The following is a 12,809-nucleotide window of genomic DNA, read 5'->3' on the forward strand; positions in this document are numbered from 1 at the left end:
AACGCAATGCCGACATTCAACATTCAACTGTTCGAAGGCCGCACGGTGGAAGAGAAGCGCAAGTTCGTCGAAGCGATCACGCGCACGACGTGCGAAACGCTCGGCTGCGAGCCGGGCTCGGTGGACATCATTCTGACGGACGTGAAACGCGAGAACTGGGCGACCGCGGGCAAACTCTGGTCGGAGCAGTGAAAGACAGCGCGCGCACGCCGATTCGTGCGCGCGCTTTGAGCGTTACATCGATTCCTTCGCGGCGAGACGGAACTTGTGCAGCAGCGGTTCCGTATAGCCGCTCGGTTGCGTGCGTCCTTCGAAGACGAGCGCGCACGCGGCCTTGAATGCGAACGAACTGTCGAACGCGGGCGACATCGGGCGATAGTACGGATCGGCTTCATTCTGCTTGTCGACGACGGCGGCCATGCGTTCGAGCGTCGCGCGAACCTGCTCTTCCGTGACGATGCCGTGACGCAGCCAGTTCGCGATATGCTGGCTCGAAATGCGCAGCGTCGCGCGGTCTTCCATCAGGCCGACATCGTGAATGTCCGGCACCTTCGAGCAACCGACGCCCTGATCGACCCAGCGCACCACATAACCCAGTATGCCCTGTGCGTTGTTTTCGATTTCGTTCCTGATGTCGTCTTCCGACCATGACGGCTTGTCGACGACAGGAATCGTCAGCAAGCCATCGAGCAACTCGTTCTTCTGACTTTCGTAGTCGATGCTTTCGAGTTCCTGCTGAACCTGTTGCACGTCGACCATGTGATAGTGCAGCGCGTGCAGCGTGGCCGCGGTGGGCGAGGGCACCCATGCGGTGTTGGCGCCTGCCTTCGGATGCGCGATCTTCTGTTCGAGCATCGCGTGCATCAGATCGGGCATCGCCCACATGCCCTTGCCGATCTGCGCGCGACCGCGCAAGCCGGTGTTCAGGCCGACGAGCACATTGCTGCGTTCGTACGCGGCAATCCACTTAGAGGACTTCATGTCGCCCTTGCGCATCATCGGGCCGGCTTCCATCGACGAATGCATTTCGTCGCCGGTGCGGTCGAGGAAGCCCGTATTGATGAATGCGACGCGCGCGCCCGCCGCCGCGATACACGCCTTGAGGTTCACGCTCGTGCGTCGCTCCTCGTCCATGATGCCCATCTTGATCGTGTGACGCGGCAGGCCGAGCAGGTCTTCGACGCGCGTGAAGAGCTCGTCCGCGAACGCCACTTCGGCGGGGCCGTGCATCTTCGGCTTCACGATATAGATCGACCCCGTGCGCGAGTTCATCTTGTTCTTGAGATCGTGCATCGAGCCGAGCACGGTCATCACCGCATCGAGGATGCCTTCGGGAATCTCGTTGCCATCTCGGTCGAGCACCGCGGGATTCGTCATCAGATGGCCGACGTTGCGCACGAACAGCAGCGAACGTCCGTGCAGCTTGACGGTTCCGCCGTTCGGCGCGGCGTACTCGCGGTCCGGGTTCATCGCGCGCGTGAAGGTCTTGCCGTTCTTCGTGACCTGCTCGGCGAGATTGCCTTGCATCAGGCCGAGCCAGTTGCGATAGAGCTGCGTCTTGTCGGCGGCATCGACGGCCGCGACCGAATCTTCGCAATCGATGATCGTGCTCACGGCCGCTTCCATCAGCACGTCCTTCACGTGCGCCGCATCGGTCTTGCCGATGAAGTTGTCCGCGTCGATCTGAATCTCGAAGTGCAGGTCGTTGTGCTTGAGCAGAATCGCGGACGGCTCTTTCGCGTCGCCCTGAAAGCCCGCGAACTGCTCGGCGTTCGCAAGGCCGGTCTTGCCGCCGTCCTTCAGCGTGACGACGAGCTTGCCTTGCTCGACGCTGTATTTGGTCGCGTCGGCGTGCGAGCCGTGATCGAGCGGGGCGTTGTCGTCGAGGAACGCGCGCGCATAGGCGATCACTTTCGCGCCGCGCTTCGGATTGAACTGCGCCGTGCGCTCGGCGCCGTCGTTTTCGTCGATGGCATCGGTGCCGTAGAGCGCATCGTAGAGGCTGCCCCAACGCGCGTTGGCCGCGTTGAGCGCATAGCGCAGATTCGAGAGCGGCACGACGAGTTGCGGGCCGGCCTGCTCGGCGATTTCGCGATCGACATTGGCGGTGCTGGCCTTCACATGCGCGGGCGCGGGCACGATATAGCCGATCTCTTCGAGAAACTTGCGATAGGCGCGTAGATCGCGCACGGGGCCGGGGTTGCTGCGATGCCAGTTGTCGAGCTCGGTCTGGAGGCGGTCGCGTTCGGCGAGCAGTGCGCGGTTCTTCGGCGCGAGATCGTGAACGATGGCATCGAATCCCTTCCAGAAGGACGCGCTATCGACGCCCGTGCCGGGGATGGCTTCTTCGTCGACGAACTTCGCGAGATTCGCGTCGACCTGCAGGCCGTGTTGTTTGATCATGTCGTTCATGGGCACTCCGGCTGAGATGGCTGCTACACAGGGGTTTGGGGAATGGGCTGGTGCCTATGGTAGCGCGTCTTGGGGGAGGGGCGAAGCGTGGGGGAGGTGCAATGCGCGTGCCTGGACGGGCCGCCCGTTTAGCGTCCCGTGAGGGCGGGGTAGCCGTCGACGGATAGCGTTCTCAGTGCATCGGCCCGGCCTCCGCGCAAACAAACCGCGCGAAAAACCGGGCCGCTCGAACAGCGCGACGAGACCGACGCTACGCCTTCAACAAATCCTCGATCATCACCGGCAGCTTTCGCACACGCACGCCCGTCGCGTGATACACGGCACCCGTAATCGCCGCCGCGATGCCCGCCAGCCCGATCTCCGCGATGCCGCGCGCGCCCAGTTCGTTGAAGACCGTATCGGGATAATCGAGAAACGTGACGTCCATCTTCGGCGTATCCGCATTGGTCGCGACGACGTAATCCGCGAGGCTGCTGTTCACCGGCGCGCCGCTTCGCTCGTCGTATACCGTGTGCTCGAAAAGCGCCATGCCGACGCCCATCACGACCGCGCCTTCGATCTGATTACGCCCCGCGCGCGGATTCAGGATCTTGCCCGCATCGATCACGGTCACGACGCGGCTCACGCGCAGGCGCGCGGTCGCCGGCTCCCACGTCACCTCGGCGAAATGCGCGCCATACGAATGGATCGACCAGTCCTTCTTGAGCGGATCGTCGAAGCCGCCTTTCGCGCTGCCGCTGCCCGATGCCGCATGCAGTTTCGCCGCGTCGAGAATGCGCGCGAACGGCACGCCGCTTTCCGGCGCTTCGTTCTTGCGATGCACATGTCCGTTGCTCATCGCAAGCTCGTCGGCCTTCGCGCCCGCGAATGGCGATCCCTCGATCTTCGCGGCGCGCGCCAGCAGCGTCTTGATCGCCTCGCGCACCGCATCCGATACCGCCGGAATCACCGATGCCGTCGCCGCCGATCCGCCCGAAACAGGACCGAGCGGCAGCGCCGTATCGCCGAGGCCGACTTCGATCTTGTCGAGCGCGATGCCCGTATGTTCCGCGACGATCTGCGCGAGGATCGTGTACGTGCCCGTGCCGATATCCTGCGTGCCGCACGCGACGCGCGCGGTGCCGTCCGCACGAAGATCGACCGTCGCGTCCGCCGAGAAGCGCAGCCCCGGCCAACTGCACGCGCCCACGCCCCAGCCGAGCGTGAGGCCGTCGCGCTTCATCGAGCCTACGTCCGGCGTGCGCTTCGACCAGCCGAATTGCTCCGCACCGGTCTTCAGGCATTCGACGAAATGCCGCGACGAAAACGGCAAGCCGCTGCTTTCATCCACTTCGGGCTCGTTGCGCAGGCGCAGTTCGACCGGATCCATCTTCAACGCAATGGCCAGCTCGTCCATCGCCGATTCGAGCGCGAAGAGGCCGGGCACCGCGCCGGGTCCGCGCATCGACGTCGGCGAGCCGACATTGCGTTTCACCGTGCCGCCCGTCACGCGCAGATTGGGCGTGCTGTACATCGAAGGCGTCGCTTCGCCGCAATCTTCCGTGTAATCGTCGGCGATGGCCGCGTGATTCACGAAGTCATGCCGTAGCGACACGAGCTTGCCGTCCTGCGTCGCGGCGAGCCGCACGCGCTGCTGCGTGGTCGGCCTGTGCCCGACGTTCTGGAACATCATCTTGCGCGAGAGCACGAGCTTGACCGGGCGCTCCAGTTGGCGCGTCGCGGCCGCGGCGAGCAGCGAATGCGGCCACATCCACAGCTTGCCGCCGAAGCCCGAGCCGAGATAGCGCGAAATCACGCGCACTTTCTCTTTCGGCAGGCCCATCATCTGCATTAGCGTGCCCTGATGATTCGCGACCGCCTGGCTCGTTTCGTAGAACGTGTAGCTCTCGCCGTTCCAGTGCGCGATGGTCGCGTGCAGCTCGATCGGATTATGCGTTTCGACGGGCGTCACGTACGTTTCATCGATCTTCACGGGCGCATCGTCGAACGCCTTGTCGGGATCGCCGCGTTCGCTGTGTGTATCGAGCTTGTCGCCGGCATCGAGCTTTGCGCTTACATCGTGCGGCGTCTTGTCGTAACTGACCTTGACCGCGGCAGCCGCGGCGCTTGCCGCTTCGAACGTCTCCGCAACGACGAGCGCGACATACTGCCCGTAATAGCGAATGATGTCGTCTTCGAAAGGCGGACGGTTTTCATCGACGTAGCCGGTATCGATCGAGTTGCCGGCGATGCGATAGAAGCGGCCGATATTGCCGCGATGAAGAATCAGCTTCACGCCGGGCATCGCTTGCGCGGCGGCGAATTCGAGCGACGTGATCCTGCCGCTCGCGATGGTGCTGCCGACCGGCACGGCATGGAGCATGCCGGGCAGATCGACGTCGGTCGTATAGGTCGCGCGGCCGCAAACCTTCAGCGGTCCGTCGATGCGCGACTGAGGCCGTCCGATGAATGCGGACGGTTTGATATCGGGCGCCGTGGACATGTCGCGATCCTCAGGAAGTTTGCGTGGTAACGAGCTTGAGCGTATGAACGATGCAGCGCTTGGACAACTCGACCTTGAAGCCGTTCTCGCTTTGCGGCTTCGCATCGGCGAGCGCAGCATCGGCAGCGCGTTTGAACGTGGCTTCATCGGGCGTCGCGTTCATCAGCTCCTTCTCCGCTTCGCGCGAGCGCCACGGCTTCGTGCCGACGCCGCCGAGCGCGACGCGCGCATGCTCGATGCGCCCGTCCTTCACGCCGATCACGACACCCGCCGACGCCAGCGCGAACTCGTACGATGCGCGATCGCGCAGCTTCAGATAAGCCGAGCGCGCGCCGTCGACCGGCGGCGGCAACGTGACATGCGTGACGAGATCGCCGGCATCGAGCACGTTCTCGCGATCGGGCGTCGTGCCCGGCAACAGGAAGAACTCGTCGATGGGGATCGCGCGCTTGCCGCCCGTGCCTTCGACGTGGATCGTCGCTTCGAGCACCTGCAACGCGACGCACATGTCCGACGGATTGCTCGCGATGCACGATTCGCTCGTGCCCATGATCGCCATCATGCGATTGAAGCCCTGAATCGCGGAGCAGCCGCTGCCGGGCTCGCGCTTGTTGCACGGCGAGGTCGTATCGCGGAAGTACACGCAACGCGTGCGCTGCAGGATGTTGCCGCCCGTCGTCGCCATGTTGCGCAACTGCACCGACGCGCCCGCGAGCACCGCTTGCGACAGCACCGCATAACGATCGCGGATCAGCGGATGATGCGCGAGATCGGAGTTGCGCGAAGTCGCGCCGATACGCACGCCGCCGTCCTTCGTTTCCTCGATCTTGTCGAGCGGCAAACGGCTGATATCGACGACGCGCATCGGCCGCTCGACGTTGAGCTTCATGAGATCGAGCAGCGTCGTGCCGCCCGCGAGAAAGCGCACTTCGGCGCCTTGCTGCGCGGTATGCGCGAGCGCGCCCGCATTGATCGCGTCGCGCATGTCGCGCGCGCGAGAGAGCTGGAACATATCCATGTCGCTCTCCTTATTTCGACGACGGCTTGTTCGCGCGCACCGACTGGATCGCGCTGACGATGTTCTGATACGCGCCGCAGCGGCACAGGTTGCCGCTCATCGCTTCGCGCACGTCGTCGTCGCTCGGGCCGATCGGTTCATCGAGCAGCGCGACCGCCGACATCAACTGGCCGGCCGTGCAGTAGCCGCACTGATAGCCGTCGCATTCGACGAACGCGGCCTGCAACGGATGCAGTGCCTCGATTTCGCCGATGCCTTCGATGGTCGTGACGGTGTCGCCCTCGCACGCGGCGGCGAAGCACAGACACGAGTTCACGCGGCGTCCGTTCACATGAACGGTGCATGCGCCGCATTGGCCGTGATCGCAGCCTTTCTTCGTGCCGGTCAAATGAAGATGCTCGCGCAATGCATCTAAAAGCGTGGTGCGGGGGTCGAGGGAAAGCGTTTCGCTGCGGCCGTTGACGGTCATGGTGAAGCTGACGGTCGAGTCGCCTGCGGGTGCGGCTTGAAGCGTCTTGTTCGGTGTATCGGCGTGCGTGGTTTTCGATTGGGGGATGGGACGTTGTGGCATCGGGCAATCTCCTGGAATTGCGCAGCAAGCTGCTGCACGAATGCGGCGATGAAGCGGCGGAACATGAGAGAGGCGAAGATGCGGCGAAGCGTGTCGCGCGCCGGTGGCGCGGAGGAACGGCGGCGAAAAGGGTCTGCGCGGCGGCGCAGGACTTTCGTGCGCCGGCAATGCGGCGAAAGACGACACTCAGCCAGTATAGGCATCCGCCGCGAAACTTTCTCGATCGAAAGCCCGCGCGGGCCGCGAGATTCTGAAGGGGCACGAAGCATGCCCGCAGCCGATGAAAGCCTTCAGTGCGAAATCAGGCCGCGCGCGAAAACGGAAAGGATGGACACGCCGACCGTCGTGAAGAGAACGAGCACGACGAGGATCACGATCATGCGGAGAATCATCTGCATCGCGTCGCTCCAAAAAAAATGGCCGCTTGCGCGGCCGGAAGGAGGGTGGGTCGGTCAGACTTCAGATTAAGCGCGCTTCCTTAAATCAGACTTAAGCGTGCGGGACTTCCATGCGGGCCGTCCATTCTCCTTCCTTTGGGAACGGGATGCAGCGAACTTACCGCAGCGCCTCGCTGTATCGGTCGCGCAGCGGGAAGATCGTCACGAGCGCGACCGCGCTGCCGAAGATCACGTAGTAGCAGATCGACAGCGGATCGCCCGTGGTCATCGTGAGCCATTGCACGATCGCGGGCGCGAAGCCGCCGAAGATCATCACCGCGACGTTGTAGCTCACCGAGATGCCGGTCGAACGCACGCTCGAAGGAAGCAACTCGGAGATGAACGCGGGATAGCAGCCCTGAAAGATGCCGAGATAAGTCATCAAAAGCGCCTGACACACGATCAGCATCGGCAGGCTCGGATGCGCGGTGAGCACGGCGAAGATCGGATATGCGGTGACGAGCGACAGCGTGAGCGCGGTCGCCATCAGCTTCTTGCGGCCGATACGGTCCGAGAGCCGGCCGAATATCGGACAGCATACGAGATAGACGAGCGCGCCGATCGTCGAGCTGATGAGGCCGTCGGTGAGCGCCATGTGCAGCACGCGCGTAGCGTGCGTCGGCAGATACAGCAGGAAGATGTACGTGCCGATGGTGCCGAACACCGTCAGGCCGAAGCCAGCGAGCACGGACATCCAGTGTTTCGTGGCGGTATCGCGGATCGGGCGTGTGCTCAGTTCGTTCTTTTGCGCCTTCTCGACGAAGACCGGCGATTCATCGAGCTTCGAGCGCAGATACAGGCCGACGGGCACGATCAGAAGACCGATCACGAACGGAATGCGCCAGCCCCAGCTATTCAGATGTTCGGGACTCAGCGTGCGCGTGAGCACGGCGCCGAAAAACGAGCCGGCGAGACTCGCGGCGGCCTGCGCGACCATCTGGAAGCTGCCGAAATAACCGCGCTTGTTGGCGGGCGCGTATTCGACGAGAAACGCCGTCGCGCAGCCGACTTCGCCGCCTGCGGAGAAGCCCTGAATCAGGCGGCCGAGCAGCATCAGCAAGGGCGCGGCGATGCCGATTGCCGCATATGTCGGCGCGAACGCGATGATCGCGATGCCGACCGCCATCAGCGAAATCGTGAGCGTGAGCGCTGATTTGCGTCCGACGCGATCCGCGACCGCGCCCAAGACGATGCCGCCGAGCGGACGCGTCAGAAAGCCGACGCCGAAAGTCGCCCAAGTCGCGAGTAGCGAAATAGTGGGATTCGTTGCGGGAAAGTACAGCTTGGCGATGATGACGGCGAAGAAGCCGTAAACCATGAAGTCGAACCATTCGAGCGCGTTGCCGATGGTCGATACGACGATCGCTCGTCGGCCGGAAAGATTCGATGCGGCGTTTTGTTCGGCCGCGTGCGCTGCAGGTAGTACGGTGCTCATCGAATGTACTCCATGAGGTTTTCTCGTTGACGACATCCGCTTCTCGGATGACTCGCTTCGAACGGAGCGAGCCGCTGCAACACGCAAACATTACGCCGAGTTGAAATAAGAAAATATAGAATTTCTGAACTGACACACAAGCAAACCTGATCGAACGATCCGGGATAACCCTCACGCACGATGAGCAATATCCGCTTTTTGCGCACGTTTATCGCTGTCGCGCGTTACGGTTCTTTCGCCGCCGCCGCGGAAAAAGTCGCGCTCACGCAGGCCGCCGTCAGCATGCAGATGCAGTCGCTCGAAGACGATCTGAAGCGGCCGCTGTTCGATCGCGTCGGGCGCACGAACCGGCTGACGAGCATCGGCAAGCAGGTGTTGCCGCAAGCGGAGCGCATCGTCGCCCTGTACGACAGCATGCGTCTCACCGGTCTCGATGATGAAATCGCCGGATCGGTTTCCATCGGCGCGGTCGATTCGGCGATGGGCGCGCTCGCATCCGTCGTCACCGAATTGAAAGGTCGGTATCCACGGCTCGATGTGCGGCTCTTCACCGGCAAGGCGCTCGCGCTCGCGCCGCAAGTCGAGGCGGGCGAGATCGATGCGGCGGTGATCGTCGAGATGGCGGGCAAGACGCCGGCGAGCCTCAACTGGACGCCGCTCTATTCGGAACCGCTCGTCGCGATCGGTTCGCCGGGCGCCGTGGCCGCGAATGCCGCCGAGATGCTGGCGAGCCGTCCGTTTCTGCGCTTCGATCGCGCGCAGCGCACCGGCGCGCTGATCGATCGCGCGTTGAAGCACAATCGCCTCGCGGTGAACGAGTTCCTCGAACTCAATTCCCTCGAAGTGATCGTCGAGCTCGTGCGGCAGGATGCGGGCGTCTCGGTCGTGCCGTTGCTCGAATACGGCTCCTGGGCGAGCGATCCCGCATTGCGCGTGATATCGCTTGCGAAGAACACGCCGCGCCGTGTCGTCGGCATGCTGGAGCGCAAGATCCACGATCGTCACGCGGTGATGAGCATCGTGCAGGAACGCATACGGATGCGTTCGCACGGCGCGATCGAGCCGAGTGAAAGCTAAAGCTTTCCTTAAGTCACGGACAAGGAATATCAGCTTTCCCTGTGAATTGCGGCCATCGACAATGCTTCGGTCACTCAACAACGCAAGAGGAAAGCATGTCGATCATTCCCGAGATCGCGCAGTCGCGCGACGAGATTCAGGCCATTCGCCGCGATATCCACGCGCATCCCGAACTCTGCTATGAAGAAGCGCGCACGGCGGAGCTCGTCGCTCGGAAGCTCGAAAGGTGGGATATCGAAGTGACGTGCGGACTCGGCAAGACGGGCGTCGTCGGCGTGTTGAGGAAAGGCGCGAGCAAACGTGCGATCGGCCTGCGCGCCGACATGGACGCGTTGCCCATTCCCGAGCTGAACACGTTCGCGCACGCATCGCGCCACGAGAACAAGATGCATGCGTGCGGTCACGACGGACACACCGCGATGCTGCTCGGCGCGGCGCAATATCTCGCGAAGCATCGCGACTTCGACGGCACCGTCGTCTTCATCTTTCAGCCTGCCGAAGAAGGCGGCGGCGGCGCGAAAGCGATGATCGAAGATGGCTTGTTCGAGCGCTTTCCGGTCGATGCCGTGTTCGCGCTGCACAACTGGCCGGGCATGCCGGCGGGCGGATTCGGTGCGCGCGTCGGCGCGACGCAGGCATCGAGCAACGAGTTCGAGATTCGTATCGAAGGCGTGGGCGCGCATGCGGCGATTCCGCACGATGGCGTCGATCCCGTGTTCACCGCGCTGCAGATCGGCACGGGCCTGCAGAGCATCGTGACGCGCAACAAGCGGCCGATCGACGCCGCCGTGCTCTCGATCACGCGCATGCAGGCAGGCCACGCGGTCAACGCGATCCCGACGACCGCGACGCTCGCGGGGACCGTTCGCACGTTTTCCGTCGACGTGCTCGATCTCATCGAGACGCGCATGAAGGAGATCGTCGCGGCGACGGCGGCCGCGTATCGCTGCAAGGCCGAAGTCAGTTTCGTACGCAACTATCCGCCGACGGTGAACACGCAAGCGGAAACGGACTTCGCACTCGGCGTGATGCGCGATGTCGCCGGCGCGGACAAAGTGAACACGAACGTCGATCCGACGATGGGCGCGGAGGACTTCTCGTACATGCTGATGGAGCGTCCCGGTTGCTATGCGTATATCGGCAATGGACTGGGCGCGCATCGCGATCACGGTCACGGAATCGGACCCTGCATGCTGCATAACAGCAGCTACGATTTCAACGACGATGTACTCACGCTAGGCTCGACGTATTGGGTGCGGCTCGTCGAGAAGTTTCTCGCACGCGTCTGAGGAGGCGACATGTTTTCATCGACGTATCGCGAAGCGCGCCAGAGATTTCTCGATACCGCCGCCGCGCGAAAACTCGCTGTCGATACGCGCGTGCTCGAAGGCTTCGATGGTCTGGAAGGCGAGACGCTCGCAACCGATGTCGTTCGCATCGGTCCCAAAGATGCAAAGCGCCTGCTCGTGCTCACGTCCGGCACGCACGGCGTCGAAGGCTTTTGCGGCTCGGGCGCGCAGATCGCGTTGATGCGCGACGAAGTATTGCCGGCGTTGATGGACAAGCTCGACGTCGCAATGCTGCTCGTTCATGCGATCAATCCGTATGGCTTTTCCTATCTGAGCCGCACGACGGAGGGCAATGTCGATCTGAATCGCAACAGCGTGAATTTCGATGCGCCGTTGCCGCAGAATCCCGGCTACGCGGAACTGCACGACTTGCTGATTCCCACGAGCTGGCCGCCCGACGAAGCGAATATCGCGGCGATTCGCGCGTATATCGGCAGGCATGGACAATGGGCTTATCAGCAAGCGGTCACAACCGGTCAGTACACGCATGCGCAAGGCATGTTCTATGGCGGCGCGGAAACGGCGTGGAGCACGCGCACCATGCGCAATCTGCTCGCGGAATACGGCGAGACGTGCACGGCGATCGGCTGGATCGATTTTCATACGGGACTCGGGCCGAGCGGCTTCGGCGCGAAGATATGCGTCGGCGATGTCGCGCGTGCGCGGCGCTGGTGGGGCGCGGACGTGACGAGTCCGTCGGATGGCACGTCGATCGCGGCCGATGTAGCCGGTCCGTTGCTCGATACGTTGCGGCAGACGTGCGCCCATGCGGCGATCGCATCGATCGCGATCGAGTACGGAACGGTGCCGCTCACCGACATGCTCGACATGCTGCGCGCGGACGTCTGGGTGCGTCATCATCCCGATGCGCCCGACGCATTGAAAGCCGGCATTCGCCGCCAGATTCGCGCGGCCTTCTACATCGACGACGATATCTGGCGCGGCATGATCGCGGGTCAGGCGCGCGCTGCCGTGTTGCAGGCGCTATACGGGTTGTCGCGCGAAGAGGGCGCTTAATGCAGTTCGAGCCACATCGGCTGATGATCCGATGAACGGCTCGACTGATCCGCTTCGCATCCGGCGATGCGCGCCTTCAGGTCTTCGCTCACGAAGATGAAGTCGCATGCGAACGGGCCATCGGGCCACTGGTCGCGATCGTACAGGCCGACGGTGGCCGCGCGCGGCTCGTTCGGATGCGCGCAAGTCCATGCATCGACGAACGCGGGCGCATCGGCAATCGGTTCGAGCATCGCGCGATACGCCGATCCATCGAACGCGCTGTTGAAGTCGCCGCAGACGATGGCGGACACGGGCCGCGCGGTATCGGCGAACGGGCTCGCCTGACTCTCGGCCTTCGCGGGCTGACGCTCGTGCGCGCACGCTTCGGCGTGAAGCTCGCGCAGACGCGCGACTTGTGCGAGACGTTGCTTCTCCGAATAGAACTCGAGATGCGTGCTGACGATGCGCAACGGTCCGACGTCGGTCTCGATGACGGCTTCGAGCGCGACGCGAAGCATCGACGGCTTCGCGGGATCGGCAGGCCACGGCAGCGAATGGCGCAACACCTGGCGCACCGGCAGACGGCTCACGATCGCGTTGCCGAACTGACGGCGCGCGATGCCCGCACCGACTGGCGGAAGATCGGAGCCGATTCCGTCGATGACCGTCGCGCCGGGAATCAGCGCTTCGAGCTCGGCGAACTGGTCGGCACCGGGGCCGCCTTTGAGTCCGCCGGCCTGCTCGCTTTCGTGAAAGCCGCGCGTCACTTCCTGCAGACAGAGGACGTCGAAGTCGTGCAGGGCTTTCGCCTCGGCGACGATGCGCGTGAGATCGACGCGGCCATCCACGCCGCGTCCCCATTGGATGTTCCAGTCGACGAGTCGCATGGTGAACCTCGACGGTAGCGTCGGATGTTGACGTTCGCTATTCCGGCAGCAAGGCGTGTGCTTGCCCGGCAACGGACGCCGGAACTGCCAAATTCTGAAAATAAGTATTTCTTACCGTAGGCAGCGTGGGCGGCGATACAAT

10 protein-coding genes are annotated in these 12,809 nt (G+C 63.3%); 4 read left to right on the top strand and 6 right to left on the bottom strand.

What is annotated here, in order from left to right; genetic code table 11:
* The first annotated feature begins 6 nt into the window (after positions 1–6).
* The gene (locus tag QCE49_RS20705; RefSeq protein WP_008347661.1) at positions 7–192 is read left to right on the top strand and encodes a 4-oxalocrotonate tautomerase; all 186 of its coding nucleotides are present in this window, start codon (positions 7–9) and stop codon (positions 190–192) included.
* A 42-nt stretch (positions 193–234) separates the two neighbouring features.
* Here the strand turns inward: QCE49_RS20705 and QCE49_RS20710 are convergent, their stop codons facing one another.
* The 5 genes from QCE49_RS20710 to QCE49_RS20730 form a co-directional block, all read right to left on the bottom strand.
* Positions 235–2,412: a malate synthase G gene (locus QCE49_RS20710; RefSeq protein ID WP_250457173.1), complete on the bottom strand. Its 2,178-nt coding sequence runs from the start codon at positions 2,410–2,412 to the stop codon at positions 235–237.
* Positions 2,413–2,662: 250 nt separating this feature from the next.
* Complete coding sequence (locus tag QCE49_RS20715; protein ID WP_250457174.1) at positions 2,663–4,894, bottom strand: xanthine dehydrogenase family protein molybdopterin-binding subunit; 2,232 nt, start codon at positions 4,892–4,894, stop codon at positions 2,663–2,665.
* Positions 4,895–4,904: 10 nt separating this feature from the next.
* Entirely contained in the window at positions 4,905–5,912 is a 1,008-nt protein-coding gene (locus tag QCE49_RS20720) for a xanthine dehydrogenase family protein subunit M (RefSeq protein WP_284508340.1), read from the bottom strand.
* 10 nt (positions 5,913–5,922) lie between these two features.
* Positions 5,923–6,381, bottom strand: coding sequence for a (2Fe-2S)-binding protein (locus tag QCE49_RS20725; protein ID WP_008347667.1), 459 nt, complete (start codon positions 6,379–6,381; stop codon positions 5,923–5,925).
* A 657-nt stretch (positions 6,382–7,038) separates the two neighbouring features.
* Positions 7,039–8,355 carry an MFS transporter gene (locus tag QCE49_RS20730; RefSeq protein ID WP_008347670.1) on the bottom strand — a complete coding sequence of 439 codons (1,317 nt, stop codon included), beginning with the start codon at positions 8,353–8,355 and terminating at the stop codon, positions 7,039–7,041.
* A 180-nt stretch (positions 8,356–8,535) separates the two neighbouring features.
* Here QCE49_RS20730 and QCE49_RS20735 point away from each other — a divergent pair, with 180 nt between their 5' ends.
* The 3 genes from QCE49_RS20735 (at position 8,536) to QCE49_RS20745 (ending at position 11,798) form a co-directional block, all read left to right on the top strand.
* Entirely contained in the window at positions 8,536–9,432 is an 897-nt protein-coding gene (locus tag QCE49_RS20735) for a LysR substrate-binding domain-containing protein (protein ID WP_250457175.1), read from the top strand.
* A 95-nt stretch (positions 9,433–9,527) separates the two neighbouring features.
* A complete protein-coding gene (locus QCE49_RS20740) occupies positions 9,528–10,721 on the top strand; it encodes a M20 aminoacylase family protein (protein WP_250457176.1) in 1,194 nt (397 codons plus the stop codon).
* A gap of 9 nt (positions 10,722–10,730) precedes the next feature.
* Entirely contained in the window at positions 10,731–11,798 is a 1,068-nt protein-coding gene (locus QCE49_RS20745; RefSeq protein WP_008347675.1) for a M14 family metallopeptidase, read from the top strand.
* Here QCE49_RS20745 and QCE49_RS20750 read toward each other — a convergent pair.
* On the bottom strand, positions 11,795–12,667 hold the full coding sequence (locus QCE49_RS20750) for an endonuclease/exonuclease/phosphatase family protein (protein ID WP_250457177.1): 873 nt from the start codon (positions 12,665–12,667) through the stop codon (positions 11,795–11,797). The two genes, QCE49_RS20745 and QCE49_RS20750, sit on opposite strands and share 4 nt — an antisense overlap.
* Positions 12,668–12,809: the final 142 nt, after the last annotated feature.

Origin of the sequence: Caballeronia sp. LZ008 (genome assembly GCF_031451435.1) — a bacterium.
In the GTDB taxonomy this organism is placed as follows: domain Bacteria; phylum Pseudomonadota; class Gammaproteobacteria; order Burkholderiales; family Burkholderiaceae; genus Caballeronia; species Caballeronia zhejiangensis.